26 protein-coding genes are annotated in these 26,030 nt (G+C 38.3%); 7 read left to right on the top strand and 19 right to left on the bottom strand.

Going from position 1 to position 26,030, the window contains the following annotated elements; translation table 11 throughout:
• Nucleotides 1–176 precede the first annotated feature (176 nt).
• The 9 genes from sdhB to zapA all read right to left on the bottom strand — a co-directional run bounded on the left by sdhB (nucleotide 177) and on the right by zapA (nucleotide 10,947).
• A complete protein-coding gene (gene sdhB / locus GZH82_RS04250; RefSeq protein WP_162681457.1) occupies nucleotides 177–992 on the bottom strand; it encodes a succinate dehydrogenase iron-sulfur subunit in 816 nt (271 codons plus the stop codon).
• On the bottom strand, nucleotides 992–2,758 hold the full coding sequence (gene sdhA / locus GZH82_RS04245) for a succinate dehydrogenase flavoprotein subunit (RefSeq protein ID WP_096596146.1): 1,767 nt from the start codon (nucleotides 2,756–2,758) through the stop codon (nucleotides 992–994). Before sdhA ends, sdhB begins: the two co-directional genes overlap by 1 nt.
• Before the next feature lie 32 nt (nucleotides 2,759–2,790).
• On the bottom strand, nucleotides 2,791–3,402 hold the full coding sequence (locus GZH82_RS04240; RefSeq protein ID WP_162681456.1) for a succinate dehydrogenase cytochrome b558 subunit: 612 nt from the start codon (nucleotides 3,400–3,402) through the stop codon (nucleotides 2,791–2,793).
• A 166-nt stretch (nucleotides 3,403–3,568) separates the two neighbouring features.
• Complete coding sequence (gene uvrC / locus GZH82_RS04235; protein ID WP_162681455.1) at nucleotides 3,569–5,356, bottom strand: excinuclease ABC subunit UvrC; 1,788 nt, start codon at nucleotides 5,354–5,356, stop codon at nucleotides 3,569–3,571.
• Nucleotides 5,357–5,618: 262 nt separating this feature from the next.
• Nucleotides 5,619–5,933: a thioredoxin gene (gene trxA / locus GZH82_RS04230; protein ID WP_162681454.1), complete on the bottom strand. Its 315-nt coding sequence runs from the start codon at nucleotides 5,931–5,933 to the stop codon at nucleotides 5,619–5,621.
• A 78-nt stretch (nucleotides 5,934–6,011) separates the two neighbouring features.
• Entirely contained in the window at nucleotides 6,012–8,360 is a 2,349-nt protein-coding gene (locus tag GZH82_RS04225; protein ID WP_162681453.1) for an endonuclease MutS2, read from the bottom strand.
• Nucleotides 8,361–8,375: 15 nt separating this feature from the next.
• Nucleotides 8,376–10,085 carry a DNA polymerase/3'-5' exonuclease PolX gene (gene polX / locus GZH82_RS04220; protein WP_162681452.1) on the bottom strand — a complete coding sequence of 570 codons (1,710 nt, stop codon included), beginning with the start codon at nucleotides 10,083–10,085 and terminating at the stop codon, nucleotides 8,376–8,378.
• A 72-nt stretch (nucleotides 10,086–10,157) separates the two neighbouring features.
• A complete protein-coding gene (locus GZH82_RS04215; RefSeq protein WP_238989640.1) occupies nucleotides 10,158–10,637 on the bottom strand; it encodes a CvpA family protein in 480 nt (159 codons plus the stop codon).
• Nucleotides 10,638–10,680: 43 nt separating this feature from the next.
• A complete protein-coding gene (gene zapA / locus GZH82_RS04210; RefSeq protein ID WP_162681450.1) occupies nucleotides 10,681–10,947 on the bottom strand; it encodes a cell division protein ZapA in 267 nt (88 codons plus the stop codon).
• Nucleotides 10,948–11,090: 143 nt separating this feature from the next.
• On the opposite strand from zapA, the gene rnhC reads away from it, so the two are divergent.
• The 3 genes from rnhC (at nucleotide 11,091) to merB (ending at nucleotide 13,177) form a co-directional block, all read left to right on the top strand.
• Complete coding sequence (rnhC, locus tag GZH82_RS04205; RefSeq protein WP_162681449.1) at nucleotides 11,091–12,029, top strand: ribonuclease HIII; 939 nt, start codon at nucleotides 11,091–11,093, stop codon at nucleotides 12,027–12,029.
• Between the two features lie 593 nt (nucleotides 12,030–12,622).
• Nucleotides 12,623–12,790 (top strand): hypothetical protein, encoded by a 168-nt coding sequence (locus tag GZH82_RS14185; RefSeq protein WP_238989639.1) that lies wholly within the window; start codon nucleotides 12,623–12,625, stop codon nucleotides 12,788–12,790.
• Between the two features lie 30 nt (nucleotides 12,791–12,820).
• Nucleotides 12,821–13,177: an organomercurial lyase gene (gene merB / locus GZH82_RS14180; RefSeq protein WP_238989638.1), complete on the top strand. Its 357-nt coding sequence runs from the start codon at nucleotides 12,821–12,823 to the stop codon at nucleotides 13,175–13,177.
• Between the two features lie 106 nt (nucleotides 13,178–13,283).
• Here merB and pheT read toward each other — a convergent pair whose 3' ends face one another.
• The 5 genes from pheT to GZH82_RS04175 all read right to left on the bottom strand — a co-directional run bounded on the left by pheT (nucleotide 13,284) and on the right by GZH82_RS04175 (nucleotide 18,783).
• Nucleotides 13,284–15,689: a phenylalanine--tRNA ligase subunit beta gene (pheT, locus tag GZH82_RS04195; protein ID WP_162681448.1), complete on the bottom strand. Its 2,406-nt coding sequence runs from the start codon at nucleotides 15,687–15,689 to the stop codon at nucleotides 13,284–13,286.
• Nucleotides 15,676–16,746, bottom strand: a complete 1,071-nt coding sequence (pheS, locus tag GZH82_RS04190) for a phenylalanine--tRNA ligase subunit alpha (protein ID WP_019166363.1) — start codon at nucleotides 16,744–16,746, stop codon at nucleotides 15,676–15,678. The genes pheT and pheS overlap by 14 nt, the downstream gene beginning before the upstream one ends.
• A 407-nt stretch (nucleotides 16,747–17,153) precedes the next feature.
• Complete coding sequence (locus tag GZH82_RS04185; protein ID WP_162681447.1) at nucleotides 17,154–17,900, bottom strand: TrmH family RNA methyltransferase; 747 nt, start codon at nucleotides 17,898–17,900, stop codon at nucleotides 17,154–17,156.
• 113 nt (nucleotides 17,901–18,013) lie between these two features.
• Nucleotides 18,014–18,187 carry a 50S ribosomal protein L32 gene (gene rpmF / locus GZH82_RS04180; protein ID WP_014614214.1) on the bottom strand — a complete coding sequence of 58 codons (174 nt, stop codon included), beginning with the start codon at nucleotides 18,185–18,187 and terminating at the stop codon, nucleotides 18,014–18,016.
• Nucleotides 18,188–18,243: 56 nt separating this feature from the next.
• A complete protein-coding gene (locus GZH82_RS04175) occupies nucleotides 18,244–18,783 on the bottom strand; it encodes a YceD family protein (protein WP_162681446.1) in 540 nt (179 codons plus the stop codon).
• 126 nt (nucleotides 18,784–18,909) lie between these two features.
• Between GZH82_RS04175 and GZH82_RS04170 the strand changes: the two genes are divergently transcribed.
• Nucleotides 18,910–20,046, top strand: coding sequence for a nucleotidyltransferase (locus GZH82_RS04170; RefSeq protein ID WP_162681445.1), 1,137 nt, complete (start codon nucleotides 18,910–18,912; stop codon nucleotides 20,044–20,046).
• A gap of 656 nt (nucleotides 20,047–20,702) precedes the next feature.
• On the opposite strand, the gene coaD is transcribed toward GZH82_RS04170, so the two are convergent.
• Together coaD and rsmD are read right to left on the bottom strand one after the other, a co-directional pair.
• A complete protein-coding gene (coaD, locus tag GZH82_RS04165) occupies nucleotides 20,703–21,194 on the bottom strand; it encodes a pantetheine-phosphate adenylyltransferase (RefSeq protein ID WP_162681444.1) in 492 nt (163 codons plus the stop codon).
• Complete coding sequence (rsmD, locus tag GZH82_RS04160; RefSeq protein ID WP_162681443.1) at nucleotides 21,187–21,738, bottom strand: 16S rRNA (guanine(966)-N(2))-methyltransferase RsmD; 552 nt, start codon at nucleotides 21,736–21,738, stop codon at nucleotides 21,187–21,189. The genes coaD and rsmD overlap by 8 nt, the downstream gene beginning before the upstream one ends.
• A gap of 62 nt (nucleotides 21,739–21,800) precedes the next feature.
• On the opposite strand from rsmD, the gene GZH82_RS04155 reads away from it, so the two are divergent.
• On the top strand, nucleotides 21,801–22,190 hold the full coding sequence (locus GZH82_RS04155) for a DUF7147 family protein (protein ID WP_162681442.1): 390 nt from the start codon (nucleotides 21,801–21,803) through the stop codon (nucleotides 22,188–22,190).
• Nucleotides 22,191–22,192: 2 nt separating this feature from the next.
• Here GZH82_RS04155 and GZH82_RS04150 read toward each other — a convergent pair whose 3' ends face one another.
• Entirely contained in the window at nucleotides 22,193–22,438 is a 246-nt protein-coding gene (locus GZH82_RS04150) for a YlbG family protein (RefSeq protein ID WP_162681441.1), read from the bottom strand.
• Nucleotides 22,439–22,526: 88 nt separating this feature from the next.
• Here GZH82_RS04150 and GZH82_RS04145 point away from each other — a divergent pair, with 88 nt between their 5' ends.
• Nucleotides 22,527–23,459 carry a glycerophosphodiester phosphodiesterase family protein gene (locus GZH82_RS04145; RefSeq protein WP_162681440.1) on the top strand — a complete coding sequence of 311 codons (933 nt, stop codon included), beginning with the start codon at nucleotides 22,527–22,529 and terminating at the stop codon, nucleotides 23,457–23,459.
• Between the two features lie 63 nt (nucleotides 23,460–23,522).
• Here the strand turns inward: GZH82_RS04145 and GZH82_RS04140 are convergent, their stop codons facing one another.
• Nucleotides 23,523–23,963, bottom strand: coding sequence for a YlbF/YmcA family competence regulator (locus GZH82_RS04140; protein ID WP_162681439.1), 441 nt, complete (start codon nucleotides 23,961–23,963; stop codon nucleotides 23,523–23,525).
• Nucleotide 23,964: 1 nt separating this feature from the next.
• On the bottom strand, nucleotides 23,965–25,035 hold the full coding sequence (locus GZH82_RS04135; protein ID WP_162681438.1) for a CAP domain-containing protein: 1,071 nt from the start codon (nucleotides 25,033–25,035) through the stop codon (nucleotides 23,965–23,967).
• Between the two features lie 492 nt (nucleotides 25,036–25,527).
• Between GZH82_RS04135 and GZH82_RS04130 the strand changes: the two genes are divergently transcribed.
• Nucleotides 25,528–25,860 (top strand): hypothetical protein, encoded by a 333-nt coding sequence (locus tag GZH82_RS04130; protein WP_162681437.1) that lies wholly within the window; start codon nucleotides 25,528–25,530, stop codon nucleotides 25,858–25,860.
• Nucleotides 25,861–26,030 lie beyond the last annotated feature (170 nt).

The following is a 26,030-nucleotide window of genomic DNA, read 5'->3' as shown; positions in this document are numbered from 1 at the left end:
TCGTAAAAATACACCGAAAGATACCATTTTAAATATTTATTGATATTCATTGCACAGATGATATGATATACATCTACATATTGTTGTGCCATTCAATGCGCACTTACATACGAAATAGACATATTCTCATAAAAATAACGCATGCTCTATAAAGAACATGCGCCATTTTAATATACTTATTCTACTTCATAATCAGAACCAAAGAATGATTTGAACATATGGAATGATGTTTCACGGTTCATTGCTGCAATAGAAGTTGTCAACGGAATACCTTTTGGACAAGCTTGTACACAGTTTTGTGAGTTACCACAAGCTTGTAAACCGCCTTGATCCATTAACGCATCTAAACGTTCGTCTTTTGTCATTGCACCAGTCGGATGTAAGTTAAACAAACGGACTTGAGAAATGGCTTGAGCTCCGACGAAACTATTTGTTTTTGTCACGTTTGGACATACTTCTAAACATACGCCACACGTCATACATTTTGATAATTCGTATGCTGTTTGACGTTTCTTCTCTGGCATACGTGGACCAGGACCTAAGTCATACGTACCATCAATCGGAACCCATGCTTTCATACGTTTCAAGTTATCAAACATACGCGTACGATCTACTTGTAAGTCACGAATTACTGGGAATGTCGTCATCGGTTCAAGACGAATCGGTTGTTCTAGTTGGTCGATAATCGCCGAACATGATTGACGTGCTTTGCCGTTAATGACCATTGAACATGCACCGCAGACCTCTTCTAAACAGTTCATATCCCATGTCACAGGTGTTGTTTTTTCACCTTTTGTATTGATTGGGTTACGACGAATTTCCATTAATGCTGCGATAACATTCATATTTTCACGATAAGGAATTTCAAAAGATTCTTCATATGGTGATGAATTTTGATCCTTTTGTCGTTTAATAATTAATTTGATTGTTCTATTTGAAGTGCTATTTTGTGCTTGTTGTGATGTTTGTTGTTTCTCTAGTGTTTCTGCCATTATTTTTTACCCCCTTTTGACTTACTTGTGTAGTCACGTTTACGAGGTGGGATTAAGCTGACATCAACAGGTTTGTAAGTAAATTCTGGTGGTGCATCTGGACCTTTATATTCAGCTAATGTGTGTTTTAACCACTCATCGTCATTTCTTTCTGGGAATTCTGGCTTATAGTGCGCACCACGAGATTCATTACGATTATAAGCACCGATTGTAATTACGCGCGCCAACACAAGCATGTTCCACAATTGACGTGTGAAGAATACGGCTTGGTTACTCCATTGCGATGTATCTTCCATGTCAATATCTTGGTAACGTTTCATCAATTCAACAATTTTCTTGTCAGTTTCTAACAATTTGTCATTATGACGAACTACTGTAACATTCGCTGTCATAATTTCACCAAGTTCACGATGCAATTTATATGCGTTTTCAGAACCTTTCATGTTTAACAACTTGTCAAAACGTGCTTGTTCTTCATCCACACGTTTTTGATACATGCTGTCATCCATGTCAACGTATGACTTTTCAATGTTTTCTACATATTTAACAGCATTTGGTCCTGCAACAGTACCACCATAAATCGCTGACAATAACGAGTTGGCACCTAAACGGTTACCACCGTGTTGTGAGAAATCACATTCCCCTGCTGCAAATAAACCGTCAATGTTCGTCATTTGATCATAATCTACATATAGACCACCCATTGAGTAATGTACTGCTGGGAAGATTTTCATTGGTACTTTACGTGGATCGTCACCTGTGAATTTTTCGTAAATTTCGATGATACCACCTAGTTTTACGTCTAATTCATGTGGATCTTTGTGTGATAAATCAAGATATACCATGTTTTCACCGTTAATACCGAGCTTTTGATTCACACAGACATCGAAAATTTCACGTGTCGCAATATCACGAGGAACTAAATTACCATAATCAGGATACTTCTCTTCTAAGAAATACCAAGGTTTACCGTCTTTATACGTCCAAATACGGCCACCTTCACCACGTGCTGATTCACTCATTAAACGTAATTTATCGTCACCAGGAATGGCTGTTGGGTGAATTTGGATAAACTCACCGTTACCGTATTTGACCCCTTGTTGATATACGATAGACGCAGCTGATCCTGTGTTGATCATAGAGTTTGTCGTCTTACCGAAAATGATACCTGGACCACCAGTTGCCATAATGACTGCATCAGAACCGAAAGATTGAATTTCAGAAGTTGTGATGTTTTGCGCGACAATACCACGTGCCGCATTGTCATCATCTTTTACGATACCTAAAAATTCCCATCCTTCATATTTTGTAACAAGTCCATCCACTTCATAACTACGCACTTGTTCATCTAATGCATATAATAATTGTTGACCTGTCGTTGCCCCTGCGAATGCAGTTCTGTGATGTAATGTTCCACCGAAACGACGGAAATCTAAAAGTCCTTCAGCTGTACGGTTAAACATGACACCCATACGGTCTAATAAATGGATGATTTGTGGTGCTGCTTCAGTCATTGCTTTAACAGGCGGTTGATCCGCTAAGAAGTCTCCACCGTAAACTGTGTCATCAAAATGAACCCACGGAGAGTCACCTTCACCTTTTGTATTTACCGCTCCGTTAATACCGCCCTGTGCACATACTGAGTGAGAGCGTTTTACTGGAACAATCGAGAACAAATCAACATGTGCCCCTTGTTCCGCTGCTTTAATTGTTGACATTAAACCGGCAAGACCGCCTCCGACAACAATAATTTTCTTCTCTGCCATAGAATTGTCACTCCCCTGAAATGATTAAACGTTTATACGAAAGCTAAAATTGCACTTACACCGATGTATGTCACCACAATAAAGATGACAAGTGATACCCAAGTGAATACTTTTTGTGATTTTGGTGATTGCAAAATGCCCCAAGTTACTAAAAATGACCATAAACCATTTGAGAAATGGAATACCACCGCAATGATACATACGATGTAGAACACTAACCAAATAGGATTCGATACGATATCATGTACCATATCGTAGTTCACTTCTTGGCCAAAAAACTTTTGAATGCGTGTTTGCCACATGTGAATCATTACGAAAATAAACGTTAAAATGCCCGAAATACGTTGAAATAAGAACATCCAATTTCGCATATACGAATGATGCCCGATGTTGTGACTAGCTGTAAACGCGATATGTACGCCGTAGACTGCATGATACAAAATTGGAATATAGATCATGATAATCTCTAAAGCATATAAAAATGGTAGCGACTCCATCACGCCTGCCGCCTTATTAAATGCTTCCACCCCTTGAGTTGCTTGATGGTTAACCATTAAGTGAACGAGTAAAAAGCCACCTAACGGAATGACACCAAGTAACGAATGTAAACGTCTAAGGTAGAATTGGTTCTTTGAATGTGCCAAAGGAAGTCCCCCCTGCAATACTATTAATTTTTTTGATTTCTTTTTGTAGTTGGCTGTCGAGAAAACGTTTGCATATCATGTAAAAAAAAAGAAATCAACTCTCTATTATTGTAACATTAATTGTGACAAATTTGGGTATGAGAATGATTCTCATACCCGAATTTATCTAGCCTTCCTCTTGCAATGTTTTAAAAAGGACCTCAGCCGTTTTTTTCGGCAATCCCGCCTCTTGTAGTGTCTCTACAGATGCTTCACGCATTTTTTTAATTGAACCAAATGTACGCAATAATTTTGTCTTCCGTTTTGGACCAATACCTTCAACTTGATCTAAAATCGAGCGTAGTCCAGTCTTTTGTCGTGTTTGACGATGGAAAGTAATCGCGAATCGATGGACTTCATCTTGAATGCGTTGTAATAAATAGAACGCTTGACTGTTTTTCTTTAATGGGACTACTTGTGCTGATTCTCCATATAATAATTCTGACGTTTGATGTTTATCATTTTTCGCAAGACCTGCAATAGGAATGTCTAATCCAAGTTCATTTTCAAGGACATCAGTCACACTCGACATGTGACCTTTCCCACCGTCAACAATAATTAAGTCTGGCAACGGTAATCCTTCATTCAGTACACGTGTATAACGGCGACGTACGGCTTCTTGCATCGATTTATAATCATCTGGCCCTTCAACAGATTTAATCTTATATTTACGATACCCTTTTTTATCCGGTTTCCCGTCTACAAAGCTCACCATTGCTGATACAGGGTCCACACCTTGAATGTTAGAGTTATCGAAAGCTTCAATACGAATCGGTGTTTGTATCCCCATCGCATCACCAAGTTGTTCAATTGCTTTCACCGTACGAGATTCATCACGCGCAATCAGTTCAAATTTATTCTCTAATGAAATACGCGCATTTTTATTTGCCATATCCACTAATTGCTTTTTCTGTCCTCGTTGCGGTGTGACGATGTTCGTATCCACGACAGAATGCACCATTTCTACATCTAATTGTTTCGGAATGTGCACTTCTTTAGGTAAAAAATGTTGATTCAGTTGATAAAATTGACCGATAAATGTATAAAATTCTTCTTCAGGCGTTTGTTGTAACGGAAACATCGTCGCTTCACGTTCAATCAAATTCCCTTGTCGAATAAAGAACACTTGAATACACATCCAACCTTTATTGACATAATAGCCAAATACATCTCGCACCGTTTGATCGACAGACATAATTTTTTGTTTTTTCGTCAAATTATTCACGTGTTGAATCAAATCACGATATTCTTTCGCCTGCTCGAACTCTAAATTTTCACTCGCCTTGACCATTTTCTCTTCTAAATTTTTTAAGATGGTCTTATCTTCACCATTCAAAAATTCGGTGATTTCTTTCGTCATGCGCTCATATTCATTTTGCTGAACGGGATAAACACACGGCCCTAAACATTGCCCAATATGATAATACAAACATAAGCGGTCTGGCATTTTATCACATTTTCGAAATGGATAAATACGATCTAACAACTTCTTCGTTTCATGTGCGGAGTAGGCATTCGGATAAGGACCGAAATATTTCCCACTCCCTTTACGCACTGTTCGCGTCACAATTAATTTCGGATGGCGTTCTTTCGTGATTTTTATAAAAGGATAGCTCTTGTCATCTTTGAGTAAAATATTATAGCGCGGTTGGTATTTTTTAATTAAATTCAGCTCAAGCAACAATGATTCCGTTTCACTTGAGGTCACGATATATTCAAAATCAACAATCTCTCGCACTAAACGCGTCGTCTTTGTATCATGAGCTCCTGTAAAATAAGACCGCACACGATTTCTTAGCTTTTTCGCTTTCCCAACATATATCACTTGGTTTTGCCGATCTTTCATTAAATAACAACCCGGCTCCATCGGTAAAACGCCTAGCTTTTGTTTAATTCGACTTTGGGTCTCCTCCATGCATCATTCACCTTCTTTACATCTCCTACCTTAAACATCCTCGTCAAATAACACCATCGTAATTTCAAACAACGAAAAGGAGTGAAACGAACGTCATAGCAATACTTCAATGACTGTTTCACTCCCGCAACGGTGACTCACTTCATATTTACAAGCACGCGGAGTCACTTATCACCGACTGCGCTTTCCATTTAATAAAATAACTGTAATTTGATATTCTAACTTTTTAAATTCATTTATTTTAATAAAAGTGAATATGAGATTATACGTGTTTATCCAATACTTGTGCTAAGTTTTCTTTTGGTTGGAATCCAACAACTTTGTCTACTGGTTGACCGTCTTTAAATACGATTAATGTTGGAATACTCATAACTTCAAATTTTGCTGCTGTTGCTTGGTTTTGGTCAACATCTAATTTTAAAATGTCAGCTTTACCTTCGTAGTCACCTGCTAAATCTTCTAATACAGGTGCAATCATTTTACATGGGCCACACCAAGTTGCCCAAAAGTCTACTAACTTAACACCTGATTGAATTTGTTCGTCAAAATTAGAATCTTTCACTTCTATTATTGCCATAGGAAGTTTCCTCCTTAAATATCGTGTGATGTTAAAATTATAACAAATTGTATGCATGATTTCATTATCATTGCTCAATTATTTCAATGTTGCGACTGTGACTCCAAATCCACCTTCACTTGGCATGCCACCTCTGAACGTAGCAACACTTTTATGACGTTGCAAATGTTGTTGCACGCCTTTTTGTAATGCACCCGTCCCTTTACCGTGAATAATATAAACATCTTCATAGTTACTGAGCACGGCTTGATCAAGATACTGATCGAGTGCAACCATCGCTTCATCGTAACGATAGCCTCTTAAATCCAGTTCCATTTTTACAGTGGAACGATTCGTACGTGTGACGACTTTTTTCGGTTGCTCTTTTGCCTTTTCTTTTTTCTCAAGGTCACTTAATGGTAATTTCATTTTAATAATGCCCATTTGAACGACCACTTCTTCATCACTCAACACTTCAAGCACTTCCCCTTTTTGACCATAAGAAAGTACTTTTACTTCGTCACCTGCTTTAATTTCATCCCATTTTTGCTTTTGCACGTTTTGTTTAATTGATTTCGCTTCATATTGATCTTCTAGGCGTTTACGTTGATCAATGAGCTCGTGTTCTTTTACTTCAGCACCTTTTTGATCGCGCATGTCACGTAACGATTTTAAAATATCATCCGCTTCTTCCATCGCTGCTTTGACACGCTGATTCGCCTTATCTTTTGCTTCTTCAATTAAACGGGATGCCATATTTTGATACTGTTCATATGCACGCGATAAGTCATTATGAATTTGTGAAGCTTCACGGACAAGTCGATCAAGTTCAATTCGTTGATCATCCACACGTTTCGCATTTTTTTCGAGCGACGCAATCATTTCATTAATTTCTTGTTCATCTTGACCAATCATGGATTTCGCATGATTAATGATTTTTAAACCGAGGCCTAAACGTTTCGATATATCAAATGCATTCGAACGCCCTGGCACACCCATTAAAAGTTTGTAAGTCGGGCTTAAAGTGTCCACATCAAATTCCACACTTGCATTCATGACACCTTCGCGATTGTAACTGTACGCTTTCAATTCAGGATAGTGCGTCGTTGCCATAACAAGCGCACCCATACCATGTACGTGATCTAAAATACTCATCGCGAGTGCCGCACCTTCACTCGGATCAGTCCCAGCACCAAGCTCATCAAATAAAATCAGGCTTTTATCATTGGCTTCTTCTAAAATATTCACAATCGTTTTCATATGAGAAGAAAATGTAGACAATGATTGCTCAATCGACTGTTCATCACCAATGTCACAAAAGACGTTATCAAACACGCTTAACTGACTGCCGTCTAACGTTGGAATTAACAAGCCAGACTGCGCCATCAGAATAATTAAGCCTAACGTTTTCAATGTGACTGTTTTACCACCAGTGTTCGGACCGGTAATAATGACAGTTTGAATAGACGACTCAAATTCAATCGTATTCGCCACTACCGTTTCTCGGTCCAGTAACGGGTGAAATGCTTTCGGCAAATACACTTGGCGTTGTTCTGAAAATGTCGGTTTTGTCCCTTTAATTTTAGCAGCATACCGCGCTTTCCCAATAAGAAAATCTAAATGACCCATCACTTGTTCAGAGATAAGACATGCTTCAGCTTCTTCTGCTACTTCGGCCGTTAACTCAGCAAGAATACGTTGAACTTCCGTTGCTTCCTCGCTGCTTAGACGACTGATTTGATTGTTCAACTCGACCACTGCAGAAGGTTCGATATATAGCGTTTGACCTGAAGCAGATTGATCATGTACAATCCCGTTAAAATCTTGGCGATACTCTGCACGCACAGGAATAACATTGCGCTCATTTCTCACCGTCACAATTGCATCGGATAACTTTTTCTGATTACTTGTGGACTTCACCATACGATCTAATTGTGCACGGACACGTTGATTCGTTTTAGCAATCCGGCTCCGAATCGACTGTAACTCCATACTTGCAGAATCATATAAGTCTTGCATATCACACTTTTGATGAATTGATTGGTATAAATGCGTCAATACAGGTAACTGCTGCATCTGCCCATTCAAAATTTCATAATTAATGGTTTCTTCATCTTCTACAAGTTGGTTATAAAACGTTTTAAACTGATTTTGAACTTGAATTAACGCTTTAATCGCATTCAGTTCTTGTACGTTCAATGTCCCACCAATTTGCGAACGCTTAATATACGGTTGCACGCGTGACAAACCGCTCATACTTGGCAAACGATATTGATTGTAGATTTGTGAAATTTCATCCACTTCATTCATTTGATAGACAACCGTCTCATAATCAGACGCTGGCACTAATTGTTTTACTTTTTCAATCGCTAAATCACTGATGACCTCTTGCTCAATCAATGACTTAACTTTATTAAATTCCAATATTTCTAAAGTTTTTTGTTTCATCCAATCCCTCAATTTCTATTCAACAGATTTGGGTTGCGTTATAAATTGTTTGAATGCTTTTCGAGACATCGCATTCACCACGTCCTCTTTTTTGACGAAGCCTTTTTGCGCTGTAGCGATACCGTAATTCATAAAGTTTAAATGGTCCACATGATGCGCATCTGTATTAATCGTTACTTTCAAACCTGGATTTTGTCGTAACACTTCTGCACTTAAATCTAAACGTTTCGGGTTCGCATTAATTTCAAGCACTGTCCCTGTTTCACGACATAACTCAATCAACTTTGTCATATTCGGTGCATAACCTTCGCGACGTCCGATAATACGACCAGTCGGATGTGCAATGTGGCGAACATAAGGGTTACGACATGCTGCTTCCAATCGCTTCATTATCTCTTCTTCTGATTGATTAAAACTTTGGTGAATCGCCGCAATGACATAATCGAGTTGTGCGAGCACTTCATCATCGTAATCTAAACGACCATCAGGCAAAATATCCATTTCTGTACCCGAATAAATATCAATTTCTGAGTATTCTTCATTTAACTTTTTAATCTCTTCATTTTGTTTCAATAAGCGCTCAACAGATAAACCATTCGCCACACGTAAACTTTGTGAGTGATCCGTAATACACATAAATTGGTAGCCTTTTTTAATGTTCGCTTCAACCATTTCTCTCAATGAAAATGCACCGTCACTCGCCGTCGTATGCATATGGATATCACCATTAATGTCATCGAGTGTGACAATTTCTGATAAATCTTTATCAAATTCTGTACCGTCTTCACGCATACTTGGCGCCATCCATTTCACGCCAAAATGTTCATAAATCGCCGCTTCACTATCTAGCTGTAGTAATGTGCCATCCGGTTGTTCGATGCCGTATTCACTTACTTTTTCGTTCGTTTGTTTCGCAATTTGACGAATGCGAATGTTATGATCTTTAGAACCCGTAAAATGTTGCAACGTATGATAAAATGCAGCAGGTTCAATCAAACGAAAATCAACGCTAATGGTTTCGTCATCAAAGGCAAGTTCCAGTGATACTTTAGTCTTCCCAACAGCGACCTCTTCCATTTTTTCAGGTATCGCTAACAGTTGCTGTTGAACTTCAAGCGGATCATTTGTACTAATAATATAGTCTAAATCTTTACTCATTTCTTTCTTACGACGAAAACTACCCGCCACTTCAAAACGTTCTATCGCTTCTATCGACTGTAAATGCTTTGTAATGAGCGCGTTTAATCCTTTCATCGTGTCAATCGGATAAGCCTCTTTTTTCGCACCTAACTCACGAACGGCTTCTATATATTTTTCTTCTGTCTTCTTACCAAAGCCGTCTAATGCACTAATTTCATGATTTTCAGCCGCTTTTTGAAATGAATCTTTATCCGTAATATTGAGTTCTTGATAGAGTCGTGCAATACGTTTACTTCCAAGCCCTTTAATTTTCAATAATGGAATTAAACCACTAGGCACTTCTTCTTTTAAGGCATTCAGTGTAGGTGATTCCCCTGTTTTTAAAAATGTGTTGATGACTTCACCTACACCTTTGCCGATATTTTTTAATTCTGTCACATCTTCTATTTGATTCATTGTACGTTCATCTGCTTCTAAACTTTGGACAGCTTTACGATATGCAGAGACTTTGAACGTATTTTCTCCCTTTAACTCCATATAAGTTGCGATTTCTTCTAATAAACGAATAACATCTTTCTTAGTCATCTCATCACCTCATTAAAAAAGAGGGTGAAACCATGTGACAACACATATCAGTCTCAGCCTCGTTCGTCTGTTTTATTTCAAATTCAATGTAAATTCTGATAAAAATGGAATACCGTTAATGAACCATTGGGCTACTTGTGATTGTGCAAGTGCATATTGTATCATCTCATTCGGATACAATGCTGTAACATAACAAGTAAAATGGATAAAAATGATACCTGAACAACAAGCGAGACATGCGCCTATTATTCTACTGGACCATCCGGGGCGTTGCAATGCAAACACACCATTAAAACTGCCAATCGCAAAATACAGCATCGTTTTCACAATCAACACAAGCAAAAGGAATACGATAACATAATTGAACCGCATTTCTGGTTGCGCGATATTCATAGCAAATTGGGTATCATATGCGACAGTTCGTGGATAAGGAATAAACAACCTAAAATAATGACTGAGTGGTTGATAAAATTGAGCTGCAACCCATAAAGAAAAATATGTACTACCCAAATGTAACGTACTGACTTTCCAACCTCTATGAAATCCTGTCATTGCAAAAAACAGCAAGACGATTATAATAAATAGTAGATACACATTAGTGTCCTCTATGTTTTAAACGTTGAATTTCTTCTCGTAACAGTGCATTTTCTTCTTCTAATAACACGAGTTCGTGCATCACATTGACCGCAGTTAGTACAGCTTTGCGCACAGAATCAAGTCCTGCGTTTCTACGTCCCAACTCTCGAATTTTACCATCTACTAAGTCAGCGACATAACGAATGCGTTCAGGATCGTCTTCCCCTAAAATCGTATAGTTTTGATTATTAATCGTTACATTGATTCGGTTTTTAAACTCACCCATCTTCACTCACCTAGCCTTATTATCTTTTTGATTTGTCATGGTACATTATACACGAGTTAGGCTTATTTGTGTATCATTCATTGTTTCCGTCGATATGATTCTATGTTACCATTTGAAAGTAAAAAAATAACTGGAGTGATCAAATGACCCACATTGTTAAAAAGCTCAATCCAAATGAAATTGAGCAACTCATACAACGACTTCAACCCGATACGCAAGACCTCCCTACTGGCATGCGCGCAAGAGCGAAATATGAAGGGGTCACAATCAGTATTTACAACTCACAAAAAGTAATGTTTCAAGGTAAAAATGCAGAAGCGCTATGGAACAAACTGATTGGCCACTCTAAAAGCGAGTCCCCTGTGAAGTCGACATCAAAAAAGAAACAAACAACGCCTACACATCAAATTCGTTACAATTCACATAGTTGTATCGGCAGTGATGAAGCAGGCAGCGGAGATTATTTCGGACCATTAACTGTATGTGCGTGTTACGTTTCTGCACAGCATATCCCTGTATTGAAAGAATTGGGTGTAGATGATTCCAAACGTTTAACCGATAAAAAAATTGTTGCCTTAGCCGAACAACTCGTTTCATTCTTACCCCATTCTTTACTCGTATTAGATAACCCAAAATATAACGAGCGCAAACAATTAGGCTGGTCACAAGTTAAAATGAAAGCTGTTTTACATAACGAATGTATTAAAAATGTATTGAAAAAAGTAGATGCATCTGAAGTAGATTATATTGTCATTGATCAGTTTGCGAAACAAGAGGTCTATGAACATTATGCGTTAGGTGCGATTCCAGAACGCCAGAAAACGCAATTTGAGACGAAAGGTGAGTCGAAATCATTGGCGATTGCAGCGGCGAGTATCATTTCACGGTATGCTTTTGTGAAACATATGGATCAGTTGTCGAAACGTTATCGTATGGAGATTTTGAAAGGGGCGAGTCATAAGGTGGATGTAACTGCGGCAAAGGTGATTGAGAAGTATGGGCTTGAGGTGCTTGATGGGATGAGTAAAAGTCATTTTAGTAATCGAAATAAAGCGATGTGTCTTGTGAATCCAAAGCATTGATTGAGTGTGAGGAATAACTGTTAACAGTAGTCATTGCACCTTGGATTGGTGTAAGGAACACTTGTTGACATTAGAATTTGCAACCTTTGATTACTGAACCGTGCGGCGCTTTCCTAGGGGCTGGCCCTTCAACTCAATTCGGCTTGATTAGAGTGTACATTTGGAGGTAGCCGAATTGGATTTTGGGAGCAGTACAAAAATCTCATGTACAACAAAGATTTCGTAGTACCTGACCCCGCAAGGATGACTAGACTTCTCAAAAGCATGCGTATTGAGAAGTCAGACAGCTACTGCGATAAACAATAACCACTATTTAATGTAAAGCAGTAAATGTTAGCAGTATGCACTCATTCCCTCAGGAGTCTTGCACGGTTTACACAGGCGTCGTACAATCTTTGGTGCTTTTCTGCTTTTCTACATTTCGTTGAATCCACTATTCTCATAGCTGTATTTTACTTTCACATCATCCTCCTCTTTACGATGCCATATTTGTGGCTGCTTTATGAATTTTATATTTTCAGTAGCTTTTAAATTTACTTAAAGTTGCGTTCCATGTATAATAAATCAAAATAATTACGATTTGAGGGATTGACTTGAATTTTACGCATGGCTTAACTCAAGAGGAAAATGATTTAAGACTGGAAATCATTGATAAAATTTGTAACAATCCTGTGGAAAGTATCACAGTAACGCTTGAATTCCAACCACTCATTGCCAAAAATGTTGTGGTTGCAGAAAATGGCGCGTTGGTGTCGATTTAACCGATATCTCTTCAACCGACGGATAAGCTCGTGTATACGAAGAAAAGTGCAATACCGGTTTATACGATGTGTGCTATTGATGCGATTGGCGTCTACTATACGATTCATGAGGATATTACGATTAAAAGTGAAGATGCGTTGACACATGTACCGATCCACCTCGCAGTCAAAAATGGACAAATCATCACTCAAAAAGAGAATTGCAATCTTGAATGTTGCCCTTATATTCACTTTTTCACGAGTCCACAAAATATCAAATACTATCTCGAGCAAGTTCAATTTACCGGACCCTATCAAATATTAAACTTAGATGAAGCGAATGACATCGCAAAAGCATTGTTTCGTTATGAGCAACTTGAATGTGATCACTGTTGCCAATCATTCTAAAAACGACGATATTACTTCAAACATCAACGTTTCTTCTTAAAACAAAACAACTCAAAAAAACACCAAGCAACTTCACTCGTTACTTGGTGTTTCCTATTATCGTTTTTTATCCTCGTAGTGTTGCGCCTTGTGCTTCTAACGCTGCAAGGATTGCTTCGTGTACTTTTGTGACTTGTTCTTCTGTTAAAGTATTATTTTCGTCTAAGTAAGCTAAACGAATTGCGACTGATTTTTTGCCTGCTTCCATATGCTCGCCTTCGTAAACGTCAAACACATGCGCGTCTTTTAAAATAGAACCGCCATTTTGATGAATTGTTTGAATGAGGCTTGCGGCACGTACTTCTGACGCTACAACAAGTGCAATGTCACGTGTCACGCCTGGGAATTTCGGAATTGGTTGATAGTTAATATAACCGACTGATTGTTGCATGATTTTTTCGTAGTTAAGTTCAAAAACATACGTACGACCTAAATCATATGTTTTCGCTACAATTGGATGTAATTCACCAATAAAACCAATCGCCTCCCCATTTAAAATGACTGCAGCTGTACGACCTGGGTGAAGCTCATCGATTTGTGTTGTTTCATAGTCAAAGTGTAATGCGAGTTGGTCAGCAACACGCTCTACCATACCTTTAACAAGATAAAAATCAACGACTTCTTTTTTGCCTTGCCATGGATTCGATACGTATTCCCCTGTCATAATCCCGCTTAAGTATTCTACTTGTTCTGGTAATGTTTCGCCTTCTTGACCGAAAAAGACATTTCCTAATTCATAAAGTGCAATATCTTGATTTTTACGCGCAACGTTATATTGTGTTGCGTCAATCAAATGCGGAATTAAACTTTGACGTAATGTTGAATGGGCTTCACTCATTGGCATTAACAACTCAACTGTTTGATGTGCTGCTGTTGTAAATGATGTTGCACGTTCGCGGTCCACTAATGAATACGTAATCGCTTGTGATAAACCTGCACCTTCTAATGTACGTTTCACAACACGTGTTTTACGTTGACGGTCAGTCAGTGCACCACTTGTCACATCTTCAAATATTGGTAACGTCGATGGAATGTTGTCATAACCGTAAATACGTGCGATTTCTTCAATTAAATCCGCTTCAATCGTAATATCACGACGACGTGATGGGACTTTTACATGAATGTCGTTATTCGTAATGTCTGTGTTAAAGCCGAGTTGTTCAAATACACGCACGATATCCTCTTCTGTTAAATCGAAACCGACTGTACGATTCACTTTATCAGCTGTAATTGTAATATCTGTTACTAATGCACCTAAATCACCATCTGTCACACGGCCATCTAACACTTGACCTTGTGCCAATGTTTCAAGTAAATAACATGCTCGATCCACAGCTTCATCTAAAAATTCTGTCGCAATGCCTTTTTCAAAACGGCTTGATGATTCACTACGCAAGTTTAAACGACGTGATGTATGACGAATCGCAACTGGGTTGAAAATCGCCCCTTCAACGACGACATTTCTTGTTTCCGGCGTCACTTCAGAGAAATCGCCACCCATTACACCACCAAGTGCAATGGGTTGTTGACCATTCGTAATGACGATATCGCTTGATAATAATTCGCGTTCTTGATCATCTAAAGTTGTCATTTTTTCATTTTCATGTGCAAGTCGAACTACAATATCGTTTGAACCGATGTGATCTTTATCAAACATGTGCAATGGTTGACCGTATTCTAACATGACATAGTTTGAAATATCAACGACGTTATTAATTGGACGAATGCCCGCTTTCATTAAACGTGCTTGCATCCATTCAGGTGAAGGTGCGATTTGTACATTTTCAACCACGCGTGCACTGTAGTAAGGGACTTGTGTCGTATCTTCAACTTTGACTGTTAATGTCTCATGCGCTGCTTTCGCCTGTGCTGTTACTGTTGTTTCTGGTTTTCGAACTTGTTTATCGTACAATGCTGCTGCCTCGTAAGCTGTTCCAATCATACTTAATGCATCCGCACGGTTTGGTGTTAAATCAAATTCCATCATTTGGTCATCTAAGTATAGCGCTTTTAACGCATCTGTACCTGGTTCAATGGCAGTAGAAAATTGATAAATCCCTCCTTCAAACACTTTTGGTACAACATTGCTTGGCAGACCAATTTCTTGAAGTGAACAAATCATACCTTCAGACACTTGACCACGTAATTTGGCACGTTTAATTTTAACACCACCCGGCAAACGACCCCCTACTTTTGCGACGATGACTGTTTGACCTGCGCCGACATTTGGAGCACCACAAACAATTTGTACAGATGCTGCTTCACCGATATTCACTTGGCAAATGTTAAGTTTATCTGCATCTGGATGTGGTGCAATTTCTTCAACATAACCTACAACTAAATTTTTAATCTCTTTCGTAAAGTCTTGAATATCATCAACTTCAATTCCTGTACGCGTAATACGTTCAGCCAACGCTTCAATTGAGACATCTAAATCGACATATGTTTCTAGCCATTCTTTAGATATTAACATGTTGTTCACCTCTATCTTCTACTGCTTTAAATTGATTTAAGAAACGAATATCGTTCGTGTAGAAATGGCGAATATCTTCAATACCATATTTCAACATCGCGATACGGTCAGGTCCCATTCCAAACGCAAAGCCTGAATATTTTTTCGAATCAAAACCTGCCATTTCAAGTACGTTCGGATGCACCATACCTGCCCCTAAAATTTCGATCCAGCCTGTATGTTTACACACGTTACAGCCTTTCCCTTTACATTTAAAACATGATACGTCAACTTCAACAGACGGCTCAGTAAATGGGAAATAACTTGGACGTAAACGAATTTCACGATCTGCACCAAACAGCGATTTCGCTAATAATTCGAGTGTCCCTTTTAAATCACTCATTTTAATATTTTCGTCGACAACGAGTCCTTCGATTTGTGTAAATTGATGACTATGTGTCGCGTCATCAGAGTCACGACGATACACTTTACCCGGACAAATGATTTTCACTGGACCTTGACCGTTACGTTGCTCCATCGTACGCGCTTGTACAGGTGACGTGTGGGTACGTAATAATACCTCTTCAGTAATGTAAAAACTATCTTGCATATCACGAGCTGGATGTGATTTCGGTAAGTTGAGTGCTTCGAAGTTGTAGTAATCTTGTTCTACTTCAAAACCTGTCACAATTTCATAACCTAAACCTAAAAATAAGTCTTCAATTTCTTCAACTGTACGTGTTAAAGGATGTTGTGCCCCTGTAGCGACTGTACGCCCTGGTAATGTCACATCAATCGACTCTTCTGCAAGTTGTTGGTTTAATTGTGCTTCAGCTAGTAGCGTTTGACGTTCAGCAATCGCCCCTTCAATCGCTTGACGCACTTCATTGACACTTTGGCCATAAGCCGGTCTGTCTTCTTTCGGCAAGTCTTTCATTTGTTTCATAAGACCTGTCACTTGACCTTTTTTACCTAAATATTTGACCTTTACATCTTGTAACGCTTTTTCATCTTGTGCTTGCTCAATATCAGTCATTGCTTCATTTTTAATTTGAATCATTGCTTCATTTTGCACCATTGTCATTCCTCCTTTGATTCTTTAACGACATTCATACTGAAACCTCTTTATCGCACTTCATCATGTCAAATGTCGGATGTGTCTTTTGTCCTCAATCACATCGTACACAAATAAAAAAGACTCCGCCCGCACTATTGGGACGAAATCTCTTCCGTGGTACCACCCAGTTTTATGTATCCAAGACACATACACTCTGAATTCATATTGATAACGGATTTTACTTCCGACTTAAATCTCTTTAAGTAGCTAAAAAGGTGAAAAAAACTATGTAGATTGAGTCCAACTCACAGTTCATGTCAGACTTCCCTGAACAATCTCAATAATAGTTTACGTCTTTTTATCAGCAGTTTGTTGAATTGTTAATACGTCTATTATATACATGCGTCCATCAAGGGTCAACCCAAAGTCTAGCCCTTTAAATAAAACATTAAAATGCCAGCAGCGACGGCAACATTTAAACTTTCAGATTGTCCATAAATAGGAATGATCAAGTTTTGTGTCGTGTGGGCTAATAAATCGGTCGCAACCCCTTCGCCTTCATTACCGAGAATAAGCGCAAATGTCTCTTGCTGGCTTTCGACTTGATGATACCTCGTCGCATCTTGCAATGCTGTCCCATATATCGGTCCTTCAAACGACGACATCCATGCTGGCATATCATCCACATATTGAATTGGAATGTGAAAGACACTGCCTTGACTTGCACGTAATACTTTATCTTGGTAGACATCAGCAGTTCCTTTCGTCATCACAATTAAGTCTAATCCCGCTGCGTCAGCCGTACGAATCATCGTACCGAGGTTGCCCGGATCTTGAATGCGATCTAAAATCAATACTTGTTTGGCAGCAGTGACATCAACTTGTGGCTTTTCAATGATTGCAAATATCCCTTGAGGTGTGACGGTTCCAGATAATGTTTCAGCGACTTTTTGGGTGATTTCGTACACTTCCTCCGCCGCTTCAATGAGTTCTGTCGGGACACGGCTCGGCTCAATCATAAACAATTGTGTCACCTTAATCTGACTTTGTACTGCTTCTTCAATTAAATGAAATCCTTCTAGAATTGCAAGTCCTTGCTTATCGCGTTCTTTCTTCTTTTTTAATTTATTATAGTTTTTAATTTTCGGATTTTGTATCGATGTAATAGCTTCCATTTTTGCCTCATCTCACTTCATCTTATGTTCGTATACTGCTCAAAAAATAGGACTGGAACAGTGATAGTTCCAGTCCTATTTTACATTAATATTCAGTTACTGTAAAAAGTCTATTATTTAGAAACGACTTCTTCACCTTTGTATGAACCACAGTTTGGACATACACGGTGAGATAATTTTAATTCACCACAGTTTGGGCATTCTTGCATACCTGGTACTGCTAATTTAAAATGTGTACGGCGTTTGTTTTTTCTTGTTTTAGAAGTTCTTCTTTTTGGTACTGCCATGGTTAGTTAATCCTCCCTTTTATTCGATTCATTTGACGCATCGTAGTTCAAAAAACTTAGCGTGCATGATTACTATCATCGTATAATTGTTGTAATTTCTGAAGCCTTGGATCGACATTCACATGTGATTCATCTTGAGATGGGTCGTTATCCAAATTATCTTCGTCAATAACTTCCCAACCTTGACCACCAGTGAGCATTTGATCGCTGTCATCCGCAACGACACGCATTGGTTTTTCAAGCATAACAATCTCTTCAGCAATTTCGCGAAGATCAATCATACCATTAGTGACAAGATGATAATGTTCATCGTCCTCATCCTCATACAAACCATCTAAATCAAATACTTCCGTTGTTGTTGCATCCAATGGGACATTCACAGGCACTAATGTACGCACGCATGCCATCGTATACTGCCCAGTTAAATGCATTGTCGCAACAACCTCATTCGATTTAACAATCAACTCACCCTCGATGTCAATCGGTGACAAGTCTAATAGAGCCAAGTTTTGAATCAGATGGTTAAACGTTACGGTCTGATTAAATTTAAAAGGTTGTCCTTGGTATTTTCTCAATTGTGTTATTGACCACTTCATATGGCTTCACCTCTAACAAGCACAAAATTTATTTTAACTATTGATAGTTAAGTTGTCAAGATTTTTTCTTAACATCTTAAGTTCTGATACAATATTCATAATGAGACACGAAAGGACAGAATGCAAATGAAAAGTGTCGCAATGATTACAGAATATCACCCTTTTCATCACGGTCATCTCTATCACGCGCAACAAAGTAAACAACTTTCTCAAAGTGACGTTGCAATTGCCATCATGAGCGGCCAATTTATGATGCGTGGGATGCCCGCGATGTATAACAAATTTAAACGTGCACAAATGGCAACAGCAGGTGTCGATTTAGTAGTCGAAATGCCATTAGTCGGCTCACTATCCTCGAGTGACATTTTCGCTCAAACCGGTGTCAAAGTGGCAGAATATTTACAAGTTGATGTATTGAGTTTCGGGAGTGAAAGCGGTGACCTATCGCAATTAGAATACGCTGCAAACCAACTCGTTGAACTCGAGCAAACAACTGCTTTTCAAACAGCAATCAAGTCAGGTAAAAGTTATGCCAGAATTGCAGCTGAAACATTGCAAAGCGACCTATTAAGTATGCCGAATAACATTTTGGCTATCGCCTACCTGAAACAATTACAATTACAACACAGTCCCATTCAACCGATGACCGTTACGCGTGCACACGCCCAACACCACGATTCCGACATGCATCACGCCTCTATCGCAAGTGGTACAGCGATTCGCGAAGGTATCATGAACGGTGATCAGACTTGGCAAAAGATGGTACCAGAACAAAACATACCTTTAATGACCACACCATTTCATGATCAACAGCGTTTATTCGATTTGATTAAATTCGCGATTTTGCAACATACACCTGAAACATTAAAGCAAATTTATACGATGAGTGAAGGTTTTGAAAATCGTTTATACCGTGCAGCGTTGTCAGCAACAGATTACCCATCGTTTATGCACACATTAAAAACGAAGCGTTATACGTATACCCATATTCAGCGGATTTTAATGAATGTGTTGTTGCATTTTCAATATGCTGATGTCACCGAAGATATCCATGCCGTAAGAGTGTTAGCAATGACGCCTCAAGGGCAACGCTACTTGAAATATTTGAAGGCACATTTTCCTGAGCACCGCATCATCACAACTATCAATCGCGAAACGGCAAAGCTATTTCAAAATGAAGTAAAGGCAACGGGAATTTATAACGTTTTGACGGGCGGTACTATGACCGATTTCAATACGCCTGTGTACATTGCGCATCAATGAATTCCCCCATTTTAACACGATTGGACATTGGCCATTCACTCAACTTTCATATCGTAGGAACGAAGATGGGACATTAAGTTCATCCTAACATTTATTTACTCATAGATTTATGATTCATTAATAATGATAAAACTGTCGGAAAACGAGAGTGAATGGGATATAAAAAAATAATGCTATTGATTTTCTTGAATTCATCAACTTACCCTCAGTTTCCTGAATTTGATGTAAGATTGCCCAGAAGGCTGAGACTCCTGAGGGAATGAGTGCATACTGTTAACAATCACGTCTTTACTTTAAATAGCGATTACTGTTTATCGCAGTAGCTGTCTGACTTCTCAATACGTAGGCTTTTGAGAAGTCTAGTCAGCCTTGCGGGGGTAGTACTACAAAATCTTTGTGACACATGAGATTTCTGTACTGCTCCCAAAATCCAATTCGGCTTCCATCTCATGTATGCTTCAATCAAGCCGAATTGAGTTGAAGGGCCAGCCCCTAGGAACGCGAAGCCATGAAGGCAATCAAAAGCCACAAATCGTAGGAAGAGGGCAAGTTAAACAAAATACTGCATCAATAGCATCAAAAATTTTTATACTAACTCTTTGTTTCATCATGCTCCAAATGGTTTTTGAGTCCGTCTATTTAATTGACATTCCCCGTTAGTTTTCTCGCTTAAATTTTTTTAACAACGCCTCTTCAACATGTTTCGGTACAAATTCAGAAATATCGGCATCATATTGCGCGACTTCTTTCACCATACTCGAACTAATAAATGAATAATCTGTCGAACTCATCATATATAAGGTTTCCACTTTATCATTCAACTTTTTGTTCATTGAAGTAATTCGTAGCTCATATTCAAAATCACTGACCGCACGCAAACCACGAATGATTGTTGTCGCACCAATTTCGTCACAAAAATCTACTAATAAACCACTGAAGGAATGGACATACACATTCGGTAAATGCGCGACGGACTTTTCAATTAATTCAAGTCGTTCATCTACTGTAAATGTCCCTTTTTTACTACTGTTTCGTAATACACAGACGTGCAATTCATCAAAACGGTCCGCACTTCTTTCAACGATATCAATATGTCCTTTTGTAATAGGGTCAAAACTTCCAGGGATAACAGCTTTCGTATTAACCATGACTTTCTCCTTTTTTCAAAACACAAGTGTCAGTTAAACCATAGTGATAGCATTTGACTTCTTCAAAAAGTGAAGTATCAATGGATTCACGATGGCTATACTCACACACGATGATACCATTTTGCTTTAATAAATCAAATTGATGAATACTTTTCAGCGCTTCATCAATGAATCCTTTTTCGTATGGTGGATCAAGAAAAATTAAATCGAACTGAATTTCTCGTTTGTTCAACGCTTTTAACGCGCGGTCCGCATTATTTTTATACACTTCAGCTTGATGCGTTAAGTCCAACTTTTTCAAATTGTGTTGAATAACTTTAACAGCACGGATATTTTGATCGACAAAAATCACTTTGTCCATCCCTCGAGAAAGTGCTTCGATGCCTAAACTGCCACTTCCAGCAAATAAATCGAGCCCGAGCCCTTCAACTGTATGTAAACTATTAAAAATACCTTCTTTCACTTTATCCATCGTCGGTCTCGTATTGCGCCCTTCCAACGTTTCGAGTGATTTACTTTTATGTTTTCCTGCGATGACACGCATGTTTTTACACTTCCAATCCGATTTCATTTTTAATATACTTTGATGTAAGAGGAGGAATCCAAATGCAACAATCTTTTATCGTTTTAGGGCACGGATTGACGGATTTATACGAATTCAAAACGCTCATCGAATATAATTATGAACGTATCGATCGCATCGTCTTTTTCCATACACCAAAGTCCACACGTCAACTGACATCTGTGGCGATTATTATGCAACCTACTGAAGGGCGTAAGTTTCAAGCGATGTATATGATGTTAGACGCCTTTCGTTACCCATATCCCGAAAGCAATCGTAAATACGAGCTCATCCAATCTTATGCGGCACCTTACAATATCGAAATGGTCGGTGTAGATGTTCATGCACCCGATGACTATCCTGAGCTTGATCTTTACTTTAACTATTTAAAAAGTGTATTACGATTGCAACATTGGATTCCTGCACTGGAATAAGCTTATTCATTTGCTTCTTTTGAATATTCTTGTTTCAAATCTTTATAAGGTGAACCGACAACGCGTGTGACATATTTCAATTTCATCAGGCGTGTCACCACATCGTCAATATCCTTTTGATTCACATACATCGATACGTATTTTTGTTGTGAATTCGTATAAACAATATGACCATATTTTCGAATATGACGTTCATGCTTCATGTTTTTAAGATAAATGATTATATTTTCACGTTGTATGATATCCATTTTTTCACCTCGAATTTTACATTATTATCGTACCATGTGTCACTGTCTTCGGAAAGTATGACGTTATTTTAATGGGAGGTATTTCATAATGACTCGCAAATCTCAAATTTTAAAAGGGACACTATTGGGTGCAGCTTCTGTGGTGACTGGCGCCCTATTACTTCAAAAGACTACAAAAGCACCTCAACCTCGAGCGATACCGCCATTTTTCAGTGGCCAAACGCCGTACATATTAAGTCATCGTGGTGGCATGGGTGAACGACCTGAGTCTACTGCACTAGCATTTGATTATTCTGTGCTGATGCAATTGACTGGCTTCGAAACAGATATTCGCATTTCTAAAGATGAACAAGTGATTGTATTTCACGACGCTGAAGTGGATCGTACAACAAATGGTTCTGGCCCAGTTAGCCAACATACACTCGAGGCATTGAAAGCCTTAGACGCGGGTTATCATTTTAAAGATATTAACGGAGAAAGTCCTTATCAAAATCACCCAGATGCGAAAATTTTAACAATGGGTGAGCTCTTGTCACGCTATCCTGAACAACGTGTGAATATCGATATTAAAGATCATCCGGATAGCTATGAAGGACAAATTGCTGCTCAACGCTTATATGATGTCATTGTACAACATCAAGCTGAATCGCGGGTGCTCGTCACAAGTTTTTATCGCGAACAAATTGAACGTTTTCATAAAATTAGCCAAGGGACGGTAGCAATCGGGGCAAGTCAAGCTGAAGTGACAGAGGGCATTTTAAAACTATATACAGGTTTGAAACTTTTTTATCACGGAAAAGCTCAAACATTCCAAATGCCGACACACTTCCATGGTGTTCCGCTCGTTCAACCGAAGCTCATTCAATGGCTGAACAGTTCTAACAGGATGCCAGGCTATTATGGCGTCAATAGTGTCGATTTAATGCATCACCTTGTTGATTTAGGCGTGCATACTATCGTCACGGATCGCCCTTCTATTGGCCGTCAATTTCTCACTGCTTATCGCCAACAACAGTCTTAATATAATGAAGCTGGGAGTTTCATCATCCCAGCTACTTTTATGATGTATTAAACTTTCGCTTTATCAAACTCGACATTGACACGTTGCACCCGTGGCACATCCCCCACCTGTCGTTAACGCTTCAAACAATGGCGTTCCCGCATCAATTTTGACATGCTCTGACACGCTCGTCGCAATCATCGTAACAATTTCATCCAATAGTTGTTGGAGTGCCGTTTCACTTTGCTTAAATGCGACGACAGTATCATGCATTTCATATTCACGCTTCAGTCGTCTCGTTGTTAGCATCACTTCTTGATAATCAGGGTGATAGCGTCCAAATCGTTGCACTTCATCATAATTGATCTTGCTTTTCAAAAACTGACCATATAACCGTTGTGCTTCCCTATCTTCCACTAAAACTTGTTTCGCTTTTTGATAAGCGACAAACAAATCAGATTGGCGAATTTGATCGGCTAAGTCATCGGTTTGATCAAGCACTTGCATCAATGGTTCATCGTACATGTTACGCGTTCTCCCCTTTCTCTAAAAAGATTAACATATAATATTGGCGCTGGACTTCTCCACCCATTTCAACATATTTTGAATTTAACATACGCGAACGGTGAACATCTGAATTGATCCAACTGTGCACCAACGTAGGGACATCATTAAAGTTATACCCTACGTTTTGAGAGACAGATTGATAACTAAGTGGTGTTTGTTTCACCAAATTAATCAAATTCTCTTCTGTAAATTCTGTATTTTTTTGATTACCATAATTAAACAAATCAACCGTCGCAACATTTTCAAGCGTATCATTCACTTTTAAAGGTTGACGCTCATTCAGTTGACGCATTTCATTCGTTAATTCGTATAACGTGAGCCGCTCGTTCACATTTTGATCTGCAGGACGCGCATCTTCTTCTACTGATTCTTCTGTTTCTTGAGACGTCGTTTCTTCATTATTTTGCGCATACGGATTCATATCGGTCAATGCTTCTTTGTCTAAATAGCGTAACCCGAGTACTTTATTTTTTTGTTGATCTATAAACACTTGTGCAAATGTATCATCAAATTGGATTAAAGCTTGAGTTTTAACATCTTTATCCGATAGTTCGTAATGATACGTTTGTCCATTCACTTTAAATTGAGGTTCTGTATTGATTGAAAATTTATCAAACAAATCAGACGCTTGTTCGTTAATTTTAATGGGTCCAGTTAATTTTTCCGTATTTTGCCCCGTCACATAAACAGACTTCACTTTGTCATTTTTAACCGCAAAAATAATGTAACGTTTGTCACCTTTATAAATGTATTTATGATATCCCTGCTGAAAAGAATAAATACGATCCGGTGTACCAAATTGTGATGTAATTTGATTTAACGATTTGCCAATATATGTTCCGACACCACTTTCTAATGGCGGATTCTGTCCGTCAGTTTGGTTCACATTTTTAGGTTTTTCTTGTTGTTGGTGATTAGCACGATTTGGATTTTCTAGTACATCAAACTCAAGTTGAGGGGAATAAAATAAATAGACTAAAAAGCCGACTAATAACAACACTGCTAGTACTTTAATCAATTTTCTTCGCATATGTTCCCCCTCTTAATTTATCATTGCTTTTATTTCCATTAATATGGATCGCATACATCTTCAAATCTTATCCGACTTTAATACTCACTTTTCATTATAAAACCATTCGTTCGCTTTGTGTACGGTCAAAATTAAAAATATCACAATCCGTTGATTTCATTTTATCGTATCATTATTGACACTGACTTTCTACTATTTACAAAGGTCTGCGCTGAAGTTTTCATTTTTGTCCAATTCCATTTCTTCCCTTTGATGCATTGAACAGAGTGATTATTTTATTTAAATCCAATTCCTTTTAAAATTCTAAATGTCTTATACTTACTTTAAATTCCAAACATTTAATCAATTACTGGAAAATCGCTTGATGATAGTACTTATGAAATGACATTTATTTACAAAATAAGTTTTGCTATATTTTTAAAAGCATTTTCATTTACAATAAATATCATTATTGGTATACTTTTTATATCAAATGAAGGAGGTATTAGAACGATGAACAAATTATTCAAAGTTTCAGCACTTTCCATTTCACTTGGTCTAGCGGGATTAGTAGGTACTAACGTGCAAGCTGCAGAGGAGGCACCAGCAACACAATCAGACGATTTTGATGCGACAGCTTACAATCAACACAAAAACTTATCTTCACAGTATGATGCATTAAGACAACGTCAAGCGCAAGAACAACAAAATGTGCATACAACATCTACAAAAAATGATGATTTTGATGTAGTGGCTTACAACCATCACAAAAACTTATCTTCACAGTATGATGTGTTAAGAGAAAGCCAAGCAGCGCAACATCAAAAAGAAATTCAAAACAATTAATACAACTTAATAACAAGAATGGTTTATCATTCTAAAATGATATTGAACCGTTACAATCTATTTCAATATGCTCTATTATGAATTGAAACCATACGAGGTAAAACACGCGGCTGTGTTTTGCCTCTTTTTATGTTTTTAAAAATATTGAGCAAAATTGGAATAGACATCAC

Source organism: Staphylococcus sp. MI 10-1553 (assembly GCF_010365305.1).
In the GTDB taxonomy this organism is placed as follows: Bacteria; Bacillota; Bacilli; order Staphylococcales; family Staphylococcaceae; genus Staphylococcus.
The sequence above is the reverse complement of the archived record's forward strand: the minus strand, read 5'-3'. Positions and strand labels throughout refer to the sequence as shown.

Coding starts and splice junctions, on each gene's coding strand:
- rnhC (WP_162681449.1), top strand. CDS start 11,091: ATGACCCACATTGTTAAAAAGCTCAATCCAAATGAAATTGAGCAACTC.
- zapA (WP_162681450.1), bottom strand. CDS start 10,947: ATGGGTGAGTTTAAAAACCGAATCAATGTAACGATTAATAATCAAAAC.
- GZH82_RS04225 (WP_162681453.1), bottom strand. CDS start 8,360: ATGAAACAAAAAACTTTAGAAATATTGGAATTTAATAAAGTTAAGTCA.
- pheT (WP_162681448.1), bottom strand. CDS start 15,689: ATGTTAATATCTAAAGAATGGCTAGAAACATATGTCGATTTAGATGTC.
- coaD (WP_162681444.1), bottom strand. CDS start 21,194: ATGGTTAATACGAAAGCTGTTATCCCTGGAAGTTTTGACCCTATTACA.
- GZH82_RS04140 (WP_162681439.1), bottom strand. CDS start 23,963: ATGTACGATGAACCATTGATGCAAGTGCTTGATCAAACCGATGACTTA.
- sdhB (WP_162681457.1), bottom strand. CDS start 992: ATGGCAGAAACACTAGAGAAACAACAAACATCACAACAAGCACAAAAT.
- GZH82_RS04145 (WP_162681440.1), top strand. CDS start 22,527: ATGACTCGCAAATCTCAAATTTTAAAAGGGACACTATTGGGTGCAGCT.
- pheS (WP_019166363.1), bottom strand. CDS start 16,746: ATGGTGCAAAATGAAGCAATGATTCAAATTAAAAATGAAGCAATGACT.
- GZH82_RS04150 (WP_162681441.1), bottom strand. CDS start 22,438: ATGGATATCATACAACGTGAAAATATAATCATTTATCTTAAAAACATG.
- rsmD (WP_162681443.1), bottom strand. CDS start 21,738: ATGCGTGTCATCGCAGGAAAACATAAAAGTAAATCACTCGAAACGTTG.
- sdhA (WP_096596146.1), bottom strand. CDS start 2,758: ATGGCAGAGAAGAAAATTATTGTTGTCGGAGGCGGTCTTGCCGGTTTA.
- GZH82_RS04170 (WP_162681445.1), top strand. CDS start 18,910: ATGAAAAGTGTCGCAATGATTACAGAATATCACCCTTTTCATCACGGT.
- GZH82_RS04155 (WP_162681442.1), top strand. CDS start 21,801: ATGCAACAATCTTTTATCGTTTTAGGGCACGGATTGACGGATTTATAC.
- rpmF (WP_014614214.1), bottom strand. CDS start 18,187: ATGGCAGTACCAAAAAGAAGAACTTCTAAAACAAGAAAAAACAAACGC.
- GZH82_RS04130 (WP_162681437.1), top strand. CDS start 25,528: ATGAACAAATTATTCAAAGTTTCAGCACTTTCCATTTCACTTGGTCTA.
- uvrC (WP_162681455.1), bottom strand. CDS start 5,356: ATGGAGGAGACCCAAAGTCGAATTAAACAAAAGCTAGGCGTTTTACCG.
- GZH82_RS04135 (WP_162681438.1), bottom strand. CDS start 25,035: ATGCGAAGAAAATTGATTAAAGTACTAGCAGTGTTGTTATTAGTCGGC.
- polX (WP_162681452.1), bottom strand. CDS start 10,085: ATGACTAAGAAAGATGTTATTCGTTTATTAGAAGAAATCGCAACTTAT.
- GZH82_RS04215 (WP_238989640.1), bottom strand. CDS start 10,637: ATGACAGGATTTCATAGAGGTTGGAAAGTCAGTACGTTACATTTGGGT.
- GZH82_RS04175 (WP_162681446.1), bottom strand. CDS start 18,783: ATGAAGTGGTCAATAACACAATTGAGAAAATACCAAGGACAACCTTTT.
- GZH82_RS04185 (WP_162681447.1), bottom strand. CDS start 17,900: ATGGAAGCTATTACATCGATACAAAATCCGAAAATTAAAAACTATAAT.
- trxA (WP_162681454.1), bottom strand. CDS start 5,933: ATGGCAATAATAGAAGTGAAAGATTCTAATTTTGACGAACAAATTCAA.